The sequence below is a fragment of the Vibrio sp. 10N.247.311.12 genome (assembly GCF_041467515.1).
GTDB lineage: Bacteria > Pseudomonadota > Gammaproteobacteria > Enterobacterales > Vibrionaceae > Vibrio > Vibrio crassostreae_C.
Map to the genome: position 1 here is coordinate 15,397 of NZ_JBFSUV010000055.1, position 20,123 is coordinate 35,519.

A 20,123-nucleotide genomic window follows, 5' to 3' on the forward strand; every position below is an offset into this window, starting at 1 on the left:
AAACAGATTAGGAGATACACAATGAACTCTTTCTTTATCCTAGATGAAAACCCATGGGAAGAACTTGGTGGCGGCATTAAGCGTAAAATCGTTGCTTACACTGACGATCTAATGGCAGTACACCTATGTTTTGATAAGGGCGCGATTGGCCACCCTCATACTCACGAAATCCATGACCAAATCGGTTACGTAGTTCGTGGTAGCTTCGAAGCTGAGATTGAAGGCGAAAAGAAAGTCCTTAAAGAAGGCGACGCTTACTTCGCTCGTAAACACATGATGCACGGTGCAGTTGCACTAGAGCAAGACAGCATCCTTCTTGATATCTTCAACCCTGCGCGTGAAGATTTCCTAAAATAATAAACAGCGCAACCTCAGTTGCTAAGGTAAGCATATGAAATCATTAAACATCGCGGTCATTGGCGAGTGCATGGTTGAGCTACAAAAGAAACAAGACGGGCTTAAGCAAAGTTTCGGTGGCGATACACTAAATACTGCACTTTACTTGTCTCGCTTAACAAAAGAGCAAGATATCAACACGAGCTACGTAACAGCGCTAGGCACTGACCCATTCAGTACCGACATGTTAGAAAAGTGGCAAGCGGAAGGTATCGACACTAGCTTAATTGCTCAGCTTGATCACAAACAACCAGGGCTTTACTACATCGAGACCGATGAAACTGGTGAACGCAGTTTCCACTACTGGCGTAATGATGCTGCAGCAAAGTTCATGTTTGACCAGGAAGACACGCCTGCCCTACTTGATAAGTTATTCTCTTTTGATGCGGTTTACCTAAGTGGTATTACGCTTGCTATCTTGACAGAGAATGGACGCACGCAGCTATTCAACTTCTTAGACAAATTTAAAGCGCAAGGCGGCCAAGTATTCTTCGACAATAACTTCCGTCCAAAACTTTGGGAAAGTCAACAAGAAGCGATTTCTTGGTACTTGAAGATGCTTAAGTACACTGACACGGCTCTACTGACGTTCGATGACGAGCAAGAGTTGTACGGTGACGAAAGCATTGAACAGTGTATTGCACGTACGTCTGAATCTGGTGTGAAAGAGATCATCATTAAACGTGGTGCTAAAGACTGCTTAGTAGTTGAAAGCCAAAGCGCTCAGTACGTTGCTCCAAACCCAGTAGACAACATTGTTGATACTACAGCGGCTGGCGACTCGTTCAGCGCGGGCTTCCTAGCTAAGCGCTTAAGCGGTGGCAATGCACGTGATGCAGCGTTAGCAGGTCATATTGTGGCAGGGACTGTGATTCAGCATCCAGGTGCTATCATTCCTCTAGAAGCGACGCCTGATCTGTCTCTATAATTACGCACTTTAACTATTAATCAAGGGTTTGCTTAGTTGAAAGCAAGCCCACATTTAACGTGAGAAAGAATTCATGACGACATTAAATGAACAACTAGCAAACCTAAAAGTAATTCCTGTAATCGCTATCAACCGTGCTGAAGACGCTATCCCTCTAGGTAAAGCACTTGTTGAAAACGGCATGCCATGTGCAGAAATCACGCTACGTACAGAATGTGCAATCGAAGCGATTCGCATCATGCGTAAAGAATTCCCAGACATGTTAATTGGTTCAGGTACTGTACTGACTAACGAGCAAGTTGACGCATCTATTGAAGCTGGCGTTGATTTCATCGTAAGCCCAGGTTTCAACCCGCGCACTGTTCAATACTGTATCGATAAAGGCGTTGCAATCGTACCGGGTGTTAACAACCCAAGCCTAGTGGAACAAGCAATGGAAATGGGCCTTCGCACGTTGAAGTTCTTCCCTGCTGAGCCTTCTGGCGGTACTGGCATGCTTAAAGCACTAACAGCGGTTTACCCTGTTAAATTTATGCCTACTGGTGGTGTAAGCTTGAAGAATGTAGATGAATACCTATCGATCCCTTCTGTACTTGCGTGTGGCGGTACTTGGATGGTTCCAACTAACCTTATCGACGAAGGTAAGTGGGAAGAACTAGGCAAGCTGGTTCGTGACGCAGTTGATCACGTTAACGCTTAATCTATTTTAGATTGAGTGATGAAGCCTCACCTCGGTGGGGCTTTTTGTTATCTGGCGTTTATTGCGCTGACTAACCGTAAAACACGCTCAATCAACATTATGTTTCCCCCACACCTTATCGCCTTTCTCTCTATGGGCTCGTCCAGCTCCGCGACTAAGACAGGCAATAACAAGTAATGTAAGCTTTCAATCGACTCCAGCACGCATCTAACGAAGCGTTACTGGTGCCCCCTATCGCCTATCCAGCTTCTTATCCAGCCCCTTACCCAGCAATGTTCCTTTTCGATACGTCATCAAGCATCTCTCATGGCATGCACTGAAGACCACAATAGACAAAGTGCACCGCAAAATGTGTCCCGTCATCGAGTTTAACGCCCACTCAGCGACAAAAATTCCAAATACGCACCTCTATGGAACAAAAAACAAACAAATAGCATAGAAAGGCTTCATGGCCGCAGATAAACAGAAAATAGCGAAGTGAAAACAATGAGCTACACTTGAAATCTCAATACAAAAATTTTCAGTATAGGGTTCCAAATTAACGTGAATGTCGTCGCACAACACACCAATTTGTAGCACATTTGTTACGGTTATAATTAAAATCTTATAGATACGGCAAAGTAAGCGCTTTTGTTTATATTGTAATACATATAAACATTTAACCCTCAATTTATTTTAGATCTCAAACAAAATACACTCACATTTAAATTCAATTAAAACAAATACTTATACAACCACGTGTTAGAGGCCGAAAAATCAATGCGACCTAGATCATACTAAAGACATATTGTAGTACAAATAAACCTTGGAACGCGTTAATCTAAGCCCAGTTAATTATGATATTTAAAAGGCTGAAAAGATGACTATTGATACTTTTGTTGTTCTCGCCTACTTCTTCTTTTTAATCGCGATTGGTTGGATGTTCCGTAAGTTCACCACCTCTACAAGTGATTACTTCAGAGGGGGCGGCAAAATGTTGTGGTGGATGGTTGGTGCAACTGCCTTCATGACACAGTTTTCAGCATGGACGTTTACAGGTGCCGCAGGACGCGCGTTCAATGACGGTTTCGTTATTGTAATCCTATTCTTAGCCAATGCTTTTGGCTACTTCATGAACTATATGTACTTCGCTCCAAAGTTCCGCCAACTTCGTGTGGTAACGGCGATCGAAGCTATTCGTCAGCGCTTTGGTAAAACGTCTGAACAGTTCTTCACATGGGCAGGTATGCCGGATAGCCTTATCTCTGCAGGTATCTGGCTAAACGGTCTAGCTATCTTTGTAGCAGCGGTATTCAATATCCCAATGGAAGCTACCATTGTGGTAACGGGTATGGTTCTAGTATTGATGGCAGTAACGGGCGGCTCTTGGGCGGTTGTTGCTTCTGACTTCATGCAAATGCTTGTAATCATGGCCGTGACAATCACTTGTGCGGTAGCAGCTTACTTCCACGGTGGCGGCTTAACTAACATTGTTGCTAACTTCGACGGCGACTTCATGTTAGGTAACAACCTAAACTACATGAGCATCTTCATCCTTTGGGTTGTATTCATCTTCGTGAAGCAGTTCGGTGTAATGAACAACAGCATCAACGCATACCGTTACCTATGTGCAAAAGACAGTGAAAACGCACGTAAAGCGGCAGGCCTAGCATGTATCCTTATGGTTGTTGGTCCACTAATTTGGTTCCTACCACCTTGGTACGTTAGTGCATTCATGCCTGAGTTCGCTGAGCAATACACATCAATGGGCGACAAAGCCGGTGATGCTGCTTACCTAGCATTCGTACAAAACGTAATGCCAGCAGGTATGGTTGGTCTTCTTATGTCAGCAATGTTCGCTGCAACGATGTCTTCTATGGATTCAGGTTTGAACCGTAACGCTGGTATCTTTGTAATGAACTTCTACAGCCCGATTCTTCGTAAAAATGCGACTCAGAAAGAGCTGGTTATTGTAAGTAAGATAACGACTATCATGATGGGTATTTTCATCATTGCGATTGGTCTATTCATTAACTCTCTGCGTCACTTAAGCTTGTTCGATATCGTAATGAACGTAGGTGCGTTGATTGGCTTCCCAATGCTTATCCCTGTCCTACTAGGTATGTGGATTCGTAAGACACCTGACTGGGCTGGTTGGTCTACTCTAGTGGTTGGTGGTTTCGTTTCTTACATCTTCGGTATCTCTCTGCAAGCAGAAGACATCGAGAACCTATTTGGTCTAGAAACAGCGCTTACAGGCCGTGAATGGAGCGACTTGAAAGTAGGTCTTAGCTTAGCTGCTCACGTAGTGTTCACAGGTGGTTACTTCATCATGACTTCTCGCTTCTACAAAGGCCTATCGCCAGAGCGTGAGAAAGAAGTTGACCAACTATTCACTAACTGGAACACGCCGCTTGTAGCGGAAGGTGAAGAGCAACAAAACCTAGATACTAAACAGCGTTCAATGCTTGGTAAGCTTATCAGCACAGCAGGTTTCGGTATCCTAGCAATGGCTCTGATTCCAAACGAACCAACAGGACGCTTGTTGTTCCTACTATGTGGTTCAATGGTACTAACCGTTGGTATCCTATTGGTTAACGCATCTAAAGCTCCGGCTAAGATGAACAACGAGTCAGTTGCTAAATAGCTAAATAGCTAAATAAGCAGCTAACAAGTTAAACCAAAATGAAGCCCATGTTATTCGATAACATGGGCTTTTTGTTTGTCTTCGGTTTATCAAAACGGAAGATGAAACGCACCTCGATCAATGCTCACAAACCATAGAAATACCTATCTCCTGCCCTCGTTTCATCTTCTTTTCCAACCTTTCCAATGGTTTGATCTCTTTCTCTGATTGTTTCTGTTACTTTGAATGACAACACAAACACAACAGACAATTACAATGAAAAAAACATCACTATTACTTGCTTCCATTGCTCTGGTACTTTCTGGTGTCGCACACGCTGACCAGCTAGAAGACATTCAAAAATCAGGTACTCTGCGTGTGGGCACCACAGGTGACTACAAGCCTTTCTCTTACTTCGATGGTAAAAGCTACTCTGGCTACGATATCGACGTTGCACAGCACATCGCGGAACAATTAGGCGTTGAATTGAAGATTGTTCGTACCACATGGAAAGATCTACTGGCCGACCTAGACGACGATAAGTACGACATCGCGATGGGCGGCATTACGCGTAAAATGCAACGTCAGTTAAACGCGGAACAAACTCAAGGCTACATGACCTTTGGTAAGTGTTTCTTGGTTGCGAAAGGCACCGCAGAACAGTACGACAGCATTGAGAAAGTGAACCACTCTTCTGTTCGTGTGGGCGTGAACATTGGCGGCACTAACGAGATCTTTGCCGACGCGAACTTGCAGAACGCAAGCTTCACACGCTACGAGAACAACCTCGACGTACCAAAAGCAGTAGCGGAAGGCAAAGTTGATGTGATGGTGACAGAAACCCCTGAAGGTCTGTTCTATCAGGTAACTGACGAACGTCTTGAAGCGGCCCGCTGCGAAACCCCGTTCACCAACAGTCAGTTCGGCTACCTGATTCCTAAAGGTGAACAACGTTTGTTGAACACGGTGAACTTCATTATGGATGAGATGAAATTGAAAGGTGTTGAAGAAGAGTTCCTGATCCACAACTCCCTTAAGTAACTCTTTTCAATTTATACCGTAACAAAAAAGAGGCCAGCAATGCTGGCCTCTTTCGTTATGGTTCAATGGTTCGCTTTAACCGTGAGTTATCACATTCTGCTGTACCAATGCATCCAGAATGTCCGAAGGCATGGTGCTACTTAAGGTTAGCTGTGGCGCAAGGTCTTCAACCACAATCACCTGTTCCGTAGTACCTAAGCCATCCGGGTTGATCGTAAGCTCAATATCATCCCCGTCCACTTTCGCGTCTATTTGTTGTAGCAACGCGGTCATGTCTGGAGATGTATTTTTAAGCTCCGGCAACACTTCTCTCAAGTCAATGCTGTCCCCTTCCGACAAATCAAAGTCGGTAATCGTATCTTCAACACCATCTTCGATGTTAAGCCATACGAACGAGTCCATACCATCACCACCAGTCAGAATGTCTGAGCCTCCGCCGCCAATCAGGGTGTCGTTACCGTCACCGCCAACAAGCGTATCGTCACCTGCGCCACCTTCAAGTCGATCATTCCCTGAACCACCCGTTAAGTCAGTCGCATTAGCACCAGCCAGTAACTGAACATCATCGGTTTCCGAAGCCAAGTTAATATCAACTGCGTTAGACACAATGTTCAAGTTAAGGTCAATCGATGCAGAGGTTGCTGTATCGTTGTTGTCAGTCTCTTCAGAAACCGCCTCGACTTTCAGTGTGTAGTTACCTGGAGTTTGAGAAAGCCCAACCGCTTGCAAGCTTTCAATTGCATCTGCCGTTGCTACCCAAACACCACCGCCAAGATCCGTCACAGAACCCGCAGCACTGGTGATTTGAGCGCCAGCAGGTACATCACTGATATGCAGCGTTAGCTCTTCTGTAATGTCCGTTAAGGCTGCGATAATCCCAACTAAAGGAATGCCACTCGCACTCACAGACTGACTCGCAGTAATGTTTCTCACGTAGTTAGTCGCACTATCGATAGACAGGGTTGGTGCATTCGCCACTGGCGTCACCGCGATGTTGTAAACCACAGGTGCTGTCTCTATCGCAATACCTGAAGGGTTGCCGCTGTCTTTGGCAACAACTTCTAATCCAATGCTATTGGTTGGAGACAGGCTCGCATCAAGGAAAACACCATTTGGACTGGTTGGCGTATCAATCAACGCATTCAGGTCACTCAATGTCCCCACTAAGATGACTGAACCCGTGTTGTTGCCGTTAACAACAACCGTCGTCACTGCTGGAAGTGATACATTCAATGTACCGTAATCCACCGTCAGCGTGACGGTCATCAGATCATCAGAAAATGTATCTACATAATCAGGGTCACTGACATTGATACCACTCAACAGTTGACCAGCATCCTCGTCAATAACCGTAGTGACACTGTCACCATTAACGACCGGTGTATCGTTCACTCCATCGACAATCGCGGTGATCTCCGCTGTATCCGTTAGGAAGTCATTAGCGCCGTTGGTTGTACCATCATCCTCTACGGTATAGGTAAACTTAACGTTGCCGTTGTATTCATCAGCTGCCGTAAATACCCAGTATGGGCCAGTGATCGTAGCATCATCAGCACCACCTACGTTCTCGAAGCGTTGTAGTTGACCTTGGCCTTCATCGAGCGCCAGATTAGTCACGGTAATCGTGTCGTTTTCCGGATCGCTCGTCGCAGCAATTAAATCGCCCTCTTTGATGATCAACTGACCTTCTTCAAGGATGTTGCCCAAGTCGATGTCCGTTGCCACTGGCTGATCATTCACTTCCGTTACCTTAATGGTAAAGGTCGTTTGATTGGTTTGAGCAGTATTCGGATCTCCAGCATCAATCAGACCGTTATTACCACCATCATCAACAGTGGCAGTGACTGTCGCAACACCTCCCTGATTTAGGTAATTCTCATCCGCACCCAATTCGAATCTGACACTACCTGTATCCAGAGCAGTATTTATATTGGCCAAAGTTCCAGAGAGAACAATGGCGCTGCCACTAGTTGGCGTAGAGGTAACACCCGTTGAAGAGGTGTAAGTCAACGTACCTTGGTCGACCGATAATGTTAGTGTGTAAATCGAGTTCGGATCATCATAAACGGCGTCTGGGTCCTCTATCTTAAAGCCAGACATATCACTCAATGCAATAGAGGTGTCTTCCGGCGTCTCTAAGTTTTCAATATTGACAAAGGTTGGTTGGTCATTGATCGGATCAACCACCAAGTCGACACTGAAAATGGTTTCCGCCCCTAAATACTCAGTGTTATCCGCATCTGTATCTACTGAGCGAACAGAAATAGACAACGGTGTATCAATACCAAGCGTATTACCTGTGTCTGAATTGTGCTCACCGGAGTTAAACACGATCTTATCGAGTGCTGTTGCATCTACGTCTAACGTCCATGTATCAGAGGCTGAATCGTAAATACCTAGTGTTGTTCCATCCGGATGCAAAATTGACGCGTCTTGTGGAACATTGCTGACCACAACACGGATGGTTTCTGGCGAGTTTTCAGTATAAGTCCCACTCCCCGATGCAGAAAATGCGTTATCCAGAATAGTCGTGTTGATTTCAATATCAATATTTTCGCCTTCTAAACCGACTACCGAATCAGTCGGATCCGTATCAATATCGTCCCCTACAGGAAGTACATGCACTTGGAAACTTGGCAGAGTACCTGCGTTAGTTGGTACACCGAGCAAAGATTCTTGCGTAAACACCTCAACACCAAACTCAAAAGTACCGCTGAAATCTTTCGGAGGCAGTACCGATATTTCGCTCAAATCGAATGAATTCGAGACATTTGAAGGCAATTGGACACTCCACACGCCTCCACCATTATTCTTAACCGTGAAGTCTGAGGAGTTATCTACCCTGAATTGGAAGCCATCAGGGACATCAGTAAACTTGATAGAGACAAACTCTTCCGAACCATCTAAATCCGTCAAAGCAATCGACACTGGACTTGAGCCAGCGAGTGAAATCTCTTGGTCTTCAATACCCGTTATTTCAATGACATCTGCGTTCGTTCCAGGACCAGTGATCGCAATATCATCCACCACAGGGACTACGTCAAAGCTAACCGACGTTGAGAAAGATTCGATTGTGGCATCCTCAGTTGTGTCAGGAATATCTTGATTGAAGGTCGCCGTATCTAAAATGTTACCTGTCACAGTAACGTTCACAGTACTGATATCAGCACCATTTACGTCATCATAAGTCGGGAAGTTCTCTTTCGGTTTAAACAACACGCCTGACAAGGCACCATTTTCAATTTCACTTTCGGTGAAAGAGATGGATGTGCCCAATGGCGTTCCAGTATCACTGTAGAATTCGCCATTGCTTGTGTCAGTTAAGGTTAAAGTGATATCGGTGAAGCGTTCATCACCGCCTTCAACACCATTGACTTGGTCTGCAACCGAACCCGAGAAATCAAGCACAATATAGGTGTCTTCATAACCCACAGCTTCAGCGCCCGGTTGACCATCGATATCGACAGGGTTCAACGAGTCATCCAAAGAACCAGTAATATCGACAGAAATACTTGGCGCTACATCTGTTACAGCAGAGACTTTAATGATGGCGCTGGTATCAAGTACCTTCTCATCACCCGATATCAAATCTTTGGTGATCACCGTAAATGGCAATTTAAAGTCCCCAGAATAATCTGCGGGTAAATTCAACACCAAATCAGAGAAATCTGGCGTTACACCTTGTACCAAAGTGGACTGATACACATATTCGCCGTTAACGAAGTCAATCTCACCACTACCACCGATGCTAATGTTAAGTGTTTGGGTAAGGTCCGATGGGTCAAGAAACACGGTATCATCAATAACGATGGTAATTTCGTCGTTAAATGTATCGCCACCACTGAAACTAATGATACTTTCAAGCGCGTCACCAAGCATAAGCTGAGTATCTTCAATCGCGTCGATTGTCTGGTTCGGAGTTGCAGCGATATCAGCAGCAATTTCTCCTCCACCAACGATCTCTTCAGGGAAGGTCAAAATAACATTACCCTCTCTTGGAGCAATCGCAGAATTCTGGTCACTCAATTCGTCTCCCAAGTCTTCAACTTGAGCAAACACCTTCATTTTGATACTGCTGTTATTGTTTTCATCACCATCAGTGTATGGAGCAGTTAGATCTAAACCCTCAGGTGCACTAATCGTAAACGCATCTTCATCTGTGACTACCCAACGACCATCACCCTCATACACAGCGCCAGTCACGAGTAGTTGACTCAACACCTCGTCTGGCAATGTGCCGTCAGTCGTCGTAGTCAACTGAATGACGACTTCGTTAACGACTTCGTTGATAGGAAATACAGGAGAGACATCATCTTCTTTGTAACGGATAACGTACTCACCATCCAAGATCTCAATACCACCACCATCTACGGCTTGGTTATCACTATTGGTTGTGAGTTTGATTACACCCGCAGCATCAGATGTAATTGATGTTAACTCACCACTACCGTCTTCATTGGAGAAAACGATAAAGTTATCGTCAACTCCATCTCCATCTGGATCTTTAGGTTCCACAACAGGCACAACTTGTACTGTGATGGTGCCTGTAATTGCTGGATTAGCAACTACTCGGCCGCCCTCACCAACAATCGCATCATCGGTGTACTCGAAATCTCTCTCCTCCATCTCAACGACGGTTGTCAGCGTAAAGTCGACACTTGAGTTTTCTGGTGGTGTCATTTGGATAAAGTTGTTCGCCAAAGCAATCTGAGTAAATTGCTCCGGTGTCTGTGAGGTGTCTTTCGGTGTAATGACTAGGGTGCCGGCCGTGCTGGAATCGACCGTAACATCACCATTGACCACCGCGACTACATCCGTTGGAATGCCATTAATGGTAATTGAAGTGAAATGTTCGTCATCATCAATGTAATCATCACCTTGTGGATGCCAATCAATATTAATAGCGGTGTCTTCATCACCGGTTGTGGTGTTGCTATAGGTTGCAGAAGTGTCGATTCTAGGTTCAACCAACACTCGAACTTCTTGATCAAACGTTAAGGTGTGTCCATCGTTCTCGGTAACGACAATCTGCCCCTTGATATGAATATTTTCTGTCGACGAGTCAATCGGACGAATTCGGATACCAGAAGTAATACCTTCCTCTGTGATATTCGCTTCATAGATTGGTTTATCTAAATCAGGGTTTCCGTTAATGTCATCTTCATACCCAACGAAATTTAGGTCAATAACCGTACCATCACCGTCTTCGATTACCACGCCCTCAGGGATACCTGATAGAATAACAGTTATCGATTCGGAACCATCGCCGACAAGAGGATCATCAGCCGAGTCATCTGGTTTTCTCTCACCAGACAACACCGTGAAATCTAGAACAGCGTAGTTATCACCGCTTTGACTCTCTTGGATTGTGGTTTGTACCCCACTCACACCGCCATCTGTAAACTCTTCCCAATCGGTACCATTAGTTCCACCAAATGGCACATCAGCAACACCAATGACCTCAACGTTGACTGTTTTAGGACCAAATGTGATGTCATCAACTACTTCACCCGTTGAAAGATCTGCCTTGTCTTTGACAACACCTAACACATCAAAACTAAAGTCTTCATTACTGTGCTCTTTGGGTATCACTTCTACGTTGGCAAGTTCAGAGTAAAGAATCTCTTGATAATCGACACCCTCAATTGTCACGGTTGGTACAAGGGTATCGGTCCCAAGTAAATAAAGCCCAGCCCCCTGAGTGATATTATTGATGCGTACGTATAGAGTTTCCGACGTATCCAAATCTTCAGATGGTGTCATCGCAATCACTTCATCAAGAGTGAACGCGACTCTATTGCTAGGATCCCCAACAGTATCTGGATCGAGAATATTATCTTCATTGATGGTTTTGCGATTCACGCTTAAGGTGCCTAAGTCGGCGTCTGGAAGTACATCAATAACTAATATTCGTTCTTCAGAGGTGGCAACCTTTTTACTGTTAGCACCGCTATTATCGCCATCTAGGAATGGATTACGGGTTTCTTCCGTCAAAGCTACTACTTTAAAGCTAATGGTGCCCGAGAAGTTATCAATCGGGTCGACGACTGTGCTATTGATATCTGCCGCATCAATAACATATGGGCCTCCAACAGGCCCTATCGGATTACCTGAGCTATCCAATAGAGTGAACTTCCCAGCGCCTTCATCAACAGTAAGTTGATATGTGAGTGTTTCAGGGCGAGAAGTATCTTGAGAATCAGCCTCGAGGTTAAGAGTTATGGTATTTCCATCTTCCGTCACCGGAATCTCTGCACCCATGCTGTCTGTATCAGGAAGATAAATATAAGTGCTGTTTGCATCATCCCACTCAGCCTCATCTGCTACGGCTTCAATTTCAATTCTAAAGTTGGAGCTTACCGTATGGTCAGGTACCCCGTTGTTGTCGATCTCCAATTCATAATTTATTGTGGCTCCACCATTACCGGTACTAAAGTTTCGGTCTGGTACAAAATAAAGATTATCGATGGTAGCTATAACATCTTTTGGATCAGTTGAGTCATCGGGATCAGGCATGAAAGTCTGAACGATATTTGCACCATCTAGAACATAGTTTCCATCTACATCTGTCGACAATTTCACATATTCAGCACCATCAAAGTAATAGAATGTACCTCTATGGTTGGTATTATCGAAGATCTTCAGTTGGCCGATCGCCTCCGTGTTATCTTGGTCGTACAAGTTTACTTGTAATGCGACTTGAGCAGGTGCATCAGCTAGACCGTCTTGATTATCAAAGGTGTTTTCTAGGTCTGTTGGTTCACTACCCGCTGCATAATCAATTGATGCATCACGACCAATATCCTCTGTTGTCGTCACTTTCAGCGACACAGCCGTTGAGTCTTGATCAACGATAGTAATATTCAGTGGCGTTTCAGAGGTATCTAAATCCGCATCGATTGCAATTACGTTGATCGAGAAGTTGATCTCATCGCCGTCATGATCTAGATAACCATTGGCTCTAAATTCGACTTCACCGTTCGAGTTTATACGCAAGCGACCCAACTCTCTCTCTACTGTTCCTCCACTTCCATCATCGGTTTGTTCATAAACACGAACCTGCTGGCTGCCTAAGTTTAGGTCATAACTACCACTAAATGCTCCACTCGTTCCTCCCCTGAAAACGATATCAACATCACTATTTGAAATCCCTTCTATTTGGGTGAGCACAGCGGTGTCGGCACCTTGGTCTGTTGCACTCGCAAACATGTTCACCAAAGAGCCATTGTAGTTTTGCCCTTCTAGGCGAGAGATAGACTGAGTTGTCACTAGAGGAATATCATCGGTGACCGTAATATCCAGTGCGATTGCATTAGACTGGTCGCCATCGAAATCTTCGGCTACGACAGAGAAATTCAGCAGTATGCTATTTTCATCGTCAGCTATAGGGTGTGTGAGCGGTTTAAACAGTTCAAACTGATAGCTGTTGTCCTTAGTATCAAACACAACTTCAAACACAGCCTCGTTGCTTGTCTCAGTTTGTGCTGTGTAGGTAAATGTCGTACCACTCTCAACAACCGGAAGCCACTCTAGGGCTTCACCATTAGACGTAAGCCCTGTTAGCACTGCATCAGGGTTAACCAACTCATACAACACAACACCATCCGCACCTTCATCAATGGTAAACAAACCATTAATGACGGTATCTTCAGATTGGTCAGAGCCTATACCCGCTAAGTCATCTTCATCGACAATCACTTCACCCGTCGGCGGCGTCATTTCCGGAATATCATCAATGACTTGAATTGGTAATTGATACTGGTTGGAATCATCACCATCACTATCAACAGCCACTACATCAAAGGAGATAAGCAGCTTATTTCTCGCCTCTGAGCTAGGCTCATGGTCTAGAGGACCAAGCAAGGTAAATGTGTAAGCACCATCATCAGTCAGAACTAATGTGAAAATTGGCGTTCCGCCAGGGTCAGTTGCACCTTGGTAGGTGGTCGTGTTAGCAGCACCTGTGATCTCAGTGATCTTAATACCTTCATTGCCAGACGATAGCGTCGCTTCCAACATTGAGATATTTCTCAATTCGTAAGTTTCAACTTGGTCAGCTCCTTCGGTCGTCACAAAACTTCCCGAGGCTTGCGTTGGTGTTCCAATCTCCTCTTCATCCACAACAAAGGTGCTGCCAACCTCTATCTCAGTAATTTCAGGCACGTCATCGGTAATGGTGACACTGAGTGGTGTCATTGCTGAATCGGTTTCATCGGTGTCTACCGCGTAAACAGGCAAGGTAAATAGTTGATCATTGTTACCTTGAACGTCCGCATGGTCGATCTCTTCGAGGAGCGTAAATGTGTACTCGCCTAGCACTGACGATGAGAAGCTAATTTCAAAGATTTCAACTTCTGGCCCAAGAAGAGAGTCTTCCGTAGTAAATCCTATATAGCCACCGGCAACTGAAGGGTCCTCTTTCAATTGAATCGCTAATCCATTAGACGTTAGAGCTCCGCCGACATTAAATTCATTGGTCGCAATACGGAAATAGCTAACGTCGTCACTACCCGCAGTAAAGGTTATCTGCTCTGTTTGGCTCACAGGTAAACTTGGTGAAGAACCATCGGCTAAGTTCACTTCACTCAAGCTCACTGGTGGAATGATATCAATCGTCGGTGGAGCACCATCACTAATTACTAACCTAACGGTTGCGTCTTCTAGATCGAGATCTTGGTCTTGAGATGCAACAACGATGTTCTTAATGATATCGCCATTTTCATGGTCTAGGTTTCTATTCGGCTCAAAGCGAATATCACCATTGAGTTTAATAAACAGTGTCCCTTCTGGGTAAACAAATACTTGCTCATTAATATCGTTTTGATCGAGAAGAACCTCAGCCCCACCATCATAGGTAAATTTAGTAACTGTTGAACCATCTGCACTTGGACCCGTTATTGTTTCAAACACATTGCTGCTCGCCGTGCCCGAGGTTGGCTCAGTGACTAGTAAGTCTCCAGATTGCATCACTTGAACATCATCCCCGATAACTACTTCAAGTTGCTTAGGAGCGGACACATCACCATCGGTGTCTTCGGCATAAACCGATAAATCGAAAGTAATATCATTGTTGCCATCGCCAGGCGCATGGTCTAATCGCTCTAGTAGTGTAAAGGTATAAATGCTTGGATTTGAACTATCAAACGTTAAGGTGAAGATAGGCACCTCTACGCCCGGTGAAACCGTCGTGAATGCTAAGTAGTCACCAGAGTTTGCTGGCTCTTCCCTTAGATCAACCACTAGTCCATTCGACTTGATTAATCCGCCAGTGTTAAATAGAGACGTGTCGACAACAATTCTTGCAATGTCGTCACTGCTAGCGATGGATGTGATTGTATTGGTTTCACTAATCAGCACCGAGTCAGGAGAAGATCCGTCTGCTAAGTTACTTTCAGATAAGTTTACGCCGGGTACTACATTCAGCGCGGGCCCTTCACCATCAATGATGGTCAGTCGAACACTCGACATGAAGATATCGTTATCGAAATCCGATGAAGTGAAAACGATATTTTTAACGATATTCCCGGCAGAATGATCAAGGTTTCGATTTGGCTCGAACCTAACATCACCATCTAACGTGACGAACAAAGAGCCTTCAGTAAAGGTAAACTCTTGCTCACCCGTCACGGTCTGATCGAGCGAAATGGATAATCCACCATCGTAAGTAAACTCGGTGATGGTCGCGCCGTCCGCGCTTGGCAAGGGCATAACATCAACCGTTGCTGTTGTCGGCGTGCCAGAGCTTGGTTCTGTGATCGTAAGAACCCCATCCTGCATTTGCTGAATGTCATCTTCAATCGTCACAACGACATCTCGTCTTGTTGATTCAGAATCATCTGTATCGACAGCATAAACTGGCAAGCGGAAATTCAAATCGTTGTAATTGAGACCATTAAGGTGATCGAGTGCTTCCAGCAAGGTAATGGTAAATTGGCCCTTGTTAACACTATCAAAACTAATCGTAAAGACATCGGTTTCTGCACCGGAACCGTTTGTGGTGAATCCGACGTAGCTGCCCGAATCCGCTGGTTCCTCCTTCAATTCAACGACTAAACCGTTTGATTTCAGTAACCCGCCAAAATTAAATTCATCCGTAGCGATTCGGAAATGACTCAGGTCATCACTCCCTTCTGTGTAAGTGATGGTATGAGTTGAACTAACTGGCCCTGCCGTCGGCATTGAACCATCGGATAAGTTCACTTCAGATAAGTAAACGTCAGGGACAATGTTGATAACAGGATCAACGCCATCCGTGATAGTAAGCGTCACCGTTGCGGTTTCAACATCATTATCGAAATCGCTTGTTGTCACGGTAATGGTTCGAACAATATCGCCATTCGAGTGGTCAAGGTCTCTATCTGGTTCAAAACGGAGCGAGCCATCCAACTTAACGAACAACCGTCCGTCAGCAACTGTGAACTCTTGCTCTGTAAAATCAGTTTGAACAAGCGTAAACGGCCCATCTGCCCCGTACATAAACTGGGTAACGGTCGCACCATCTGCACTTTCTGTAGGCATAACATCGACAATACTTGTAGTTGGCGGACCACCTGCTCCTGAAGTCGTCACAGGTTCAACAATACTTAAAGTACGATCTTGCGTTTGCTGTAAGTCGTCGGTAATGGTGACGTTCAAAGAGGACGATGCTGAATCGGTGTTGTCGGCATCAACCGCTATCACAGGGATATCGAAATCTAAGGTATTAGAAAGGTTACCATCAGCGTGATCTAAAGCCTCTAAAAGCGTAAATGTATATTGACCAAGATTGCTGTTCGAAAATTCAAGTGTGAACACGTTCGTTTCAACATTTGAAGCGCCGATAATAAAGCCAACATAGTTCCCCGAATCAGTAGGTTGCTCTTTAATTTCCACTGTCAGGCCGTTCGACTTCAATGCACCTGACGAATTGAAGTTCGTGCTATCGACCCTAAAGTGCGTCACATCATCGCTACCATCAGTAAACGTAATGACTTTGGTTTCACTGACAGCTGTCCCTGTAGAGGCAGAACCATCAGCTAAGCTTGCTTCATTCAGAGCAACATCAGGAATAAGACCAATCACTGGTTCATCGCCATCTTCTATCCTCAGCGACACAGAGGTGCTGACAATATCCCCATCTCCATCGACTGAATTAACCGAGATAGTTTTGACGATTTCGCCACCAGAATGATCGAGGTCTGACACAGGTTCAAATCGCATGTTTCCGTCTATAGTGACGTATAGCGTACCCTCGTCATAAGTGAACGACTGTTCGCTTGCGATGTCTTGATTAAGAGTTTGTAAAGCCTCCCCATCATAGCTGAAGCTCGTTAATGTCCCTCCGTCCGCACTGCTGTCCGGCATAAGGTCAACAGTATTGGATGTTTCAACACCTGTTGATGGCTCTTTCGCTGTCAATGAGCCAACGACTAAGGCTTGAATATCATCGGTAATCGTCACCGATAGTGGTGACATGAGAGAGTCATCGCCATCGGTATCAACGGCATAGACCGGCAAGCTGAACGTCAGATCGTTGTTACCTTGGATTGGTCTGTGATCGATAGCTTCCAAAAGTGTGAAGGTGTATTCACCCAAGGTAGTACTACTGAAGTCTACAGTGAACACTGTAGTTTCGACATTCAAGATACTTGTTGTAAAACCAATATAGCTACCCGAGCCCGTTGGCTCTTCACGAATTTCAATGATCAAGCCATCTGATTTGAGTGAGTTATCTGTATTAAATTCGGTTGGCTCTAAGCGGAATTTCTCAACATCGTCGCTTTGATTAGTGAACGAGATGGTTTCTGTTTGACTCACTGCCCCCATGATTGGTGACGAGCCATCCGCTAAATCTGCTTCAGCAAGCGCGATGCTTGGTACCGATTCAATGGTTGGGATATCACCATCAATAATCGTCAGTGTGACAGTGGCCGTTTCAACATCCACATCGCCATCGCTTGACGTGAAGACGAGAGATTTAACGATATCGCCACTCTCGTGGTCTAAATCACGGTTTGGCTCAAAACGCACATTACCTTCAATGGTGACGAACACATCACCCTCAGTGAACGTAAATTTCTGCTCGCCCGTGATTGTTGGATCTAGAGTTTGAGCGGTACCACCGTCATAAGTGAACTGGGTAATCACTGCGCCATCGGCACTTTGCGCCGTCATTACATCAATCGTATTGGTCGTCACCGTACCGTCAGCTAAATTCGGCTCGGTAATATCCAGCGCACCGTTCGCCATGATTTGGGCGTCATCACCAATGGTCACCGACAACGGAGTCATTAATGAATCATCACCATCTGAGTCCACCGCATAAACTGGTAAGTCGAAGGTCAGTTCGTTACTATCTAAGCCATCGGCATGGTCTAACGCCTCAAGCAACGTGAAGGTGTATTCACCCAACGTGGTACCTGAGAAGCTTAAGCTGAAGACAGGAACGTCCGTTCCACCGTCATCAATAAACCCGACATAGATGCCTGAGTCTGCTGGGTCTTCTTTAAGCTCAACCGCAATGTTGTTCGACGTTAACGCACCACCCACATTGAACTCAGTTGGTTCGATTCGGAACTTCTCAACATCATCACTTTGGTTGGTAAACGAGATAGTCTCGGTTTGGCTCACCGCACTGCCGCTTGGTGTCGAGCCATCGGCAAGCTGTGTTTCAGACAGAATAACGCTTGGTACGGACTCGATGGTTGGGATATCGCCGTCGGTAATGGTCAGAACAACCGTCGCGGTTTCAACGTCCACATCGCCATCGCTTGAGGTCACGACAATCGATTTGACGATATCTTCGCTAACCGTGTGGTCTAGATTGCGGTTTGGTTCGAAGCGTACTTCACCTTCAAGTGTGATAAACAGAGAGCCTTCAGTGAAGATAAACTCTTGCTCACCGGTATCAGCTTGGTCAAGCGTCAGTGGAGTCCCACCATCGTAAGTAAACTCAGTAATAGTCGCGCCATCAGCACTCTGCTCTGGCATCACATCAATGGTACTGGTTGTGATTGTGCCGTCTGCAAGATTTGGCTCAGTGATATCTAACGTACCATCCTGCATGATTTGAACATCATCACCGATGGTTACATTTAACTGAGAAACCAAAGAATCATCGCCATCGCTGTCTACTGCATAAACAGGCAGGTCAAAGCTCAAACTGTTATTCACCAGACCATCTTCGTGGTCAAGCGCTTCAAGTAACGTAAAGGTGTATTGACCTAAATTGGTATCCGAGAAGCTAATAGTAAAGACGTTAGCTTCAACATCCGACGCGTCTTTAACAAAACCGATGTAATCGCCAGCACTGTTAGGATCTTCTTTTAGCTGAACCGCCAAGTTGTTTGACGTTAACGTACCTAGAGTATTGAACTCTGTTGGCTCGATACGGAACGACTCAACATCGTCACTCTCATGAGTAAACTGAATGACTTTGGTGTCGCTGACCGCAGAGTTAGATGGATCAGAGCCATCGGCTAGATTCGTTTCAGATAGTGAGATTGGTGGAATGACATCTATGGTTGGGACATCGCCGTCCGTAATCGTAAGCGTCACTGTCGAGGTAAGAACGTCATCATCGCCATCACTTGACGTCACCACGATGCTCTTAACGATATCGCCAGCCGAGTGGTCTAAATCGCGGTTCGGCTCAAAGCGCACTTCCCCTTGAGTCGTAATAAACAGTGAGCCTTCCGTGAAAGTAAACTCTTGCTCGGTCGCATCATTCGGGTCTAGAGAGTAAGCGGTGCCGTCATAGGTAAATTGAGTCACACTCGCGCCATCGGCACTTGCGGATGTTAATACATCGAAAACGGATGTCGCTGGCGTACCTGCAGACAAGTCGGCAACAGTAGGCTCTTCGATACTAAGCGAACCACTCACCATCACTTGAACATCATCAGTAATCGTTACCGATAGCGGTGACATTAACGAGTCATCACCGTCGGTATCAACCGCGTAAACTGGTAGTTCGAACGTGAAGTCGTTATTGCCTTGAATCGGTGTGTGGTCAATCGCTTCCAGAAGCGTGAAGGTATACTCACCCAAAGTGGTACTGCTGAAATCGAGTGTAAATACCGTGGTTTCGACATTCGAAATATCAGTCGTGAAACCAATGTAATTACCTGAACCTGTTGGCTCTTCTCGAATCTCAATGATCAAGCCATCGGACTTGAGCGCATTGTTAGTATTAAACTCATTTGGCTCTAAACGGAATTTCTCAACGTCATCACTTTGATTAGTGAAAGTGATGGTTTCTGTTTGGCTCACAGCACCAACGATTGGAGAAGAGCCATCTGCTAAATCTGTTTCAGCAAGCGCGATGCTTGGCACCGATTCAATCGGTGGGATATCACCATCAATAATCGTCAGTGTGACAGTGGCCGTTTCAACATCGATATCGCCATCGCTTGACGTAAAGACGAGAGATTTAACGATATCGCCACTCTCGTGGTCTAAATCACGGTTTGGCT

At 45.2% G+C, this 20,123-nt stretch carries 6 protein-coding genes; 5 read left to right on the forward strand and 1 reads right to left on the reverse strand.

What is annotated here, in order from left to right:
* The first annotated feature begins 21 nt into the window (after nucleotides 1-21).
* The 5 genes from AB6E30_RS19805 (at nucleotide 22) to AB6E30_RS19825 (ending at nucleotide 5,670) form a co-directional block, all read left to right on the forward strand.
* Nucleotides 22-357 carry a cupin domain-containing protein gene (locus tag AB6E30_RS19805; protein ID WP_009846518.1) on the forward strand — a complete coding sequence of 112 codons (336 nt, stop codon included), beginning with the start codon at nucleotides 22-24 and terminating at the stop codon, nucleotides 355-357.
* A 34-nt stretch (nucleotides 358-391) separates the two neighbouring features.
* Complete coding sequence (locus tag AB6E30_RS19810; RefSeq protein WP_017061485.1) at nucleotides 392-1,324, forward strand: sugar kinase; 933 nt, start codon at nucleotides 392-394, stop codon at nucleotides 1,322-1,324.
* 73 nt (nucleotides 1,325-1,397) lie between these two features.
* Nucleotides 1,398-2,024: a bifunctional 4-hydroxy-2-oxoglutarate aldolase/2-dehydro-3-deoxy-phosphogluconate aldolase gene (locus AB6E30_RS19815; RefSeq protein ID WP_017061486.1), complete on the forward strand. Its 627-nt coding sequence runs from the start codon at nucleotides 1,398-1,400 to the stop codon at nucleotides 2,022-2,024.
* A gap of 859 nt (nucleotides 2,025-2,883) precedes the next feature.
* Nucleotides 2,884-4,650: a sodium:solute symporter family protein gene (locus AB6E30_RS19820; RefSeq protein WP_017061487.1), complete on the forward strand. Its 1,767-nt coding sequence runs from the start codon at nucleotides 2,884-2,886 to the stop codon at nucleotides 4,648-4,650.
* A 255-nt stretch (nucleotides 4,651-4,905) separates the two neighbouring features.
* Complete coding sequence (locus tag AB6E30_RS19825) at nucleotides 4,906-5,670, forward strand: transporter substrate-binding domain-containing protein (RefSeq protein WP_372104971.1); 765 nt, start codon at nucleotides 4,906-4,908, stop codon at nucleotides 5,668-5,670.
* 75 nt (nucleotides 5,671-5,745) lie between these two features.
* Here the strand turns inward: AB6E30_RS19825 and AB6E30_RS19830 are convergent.
* On the reverse strand, nucleotides 5,746-20,123 hold a 14,378-nt coding region (locus AB6E30_RS19830; protein WP_372104973.1), incomplete at its 5' end, for a cadherin-like domain-containing protein.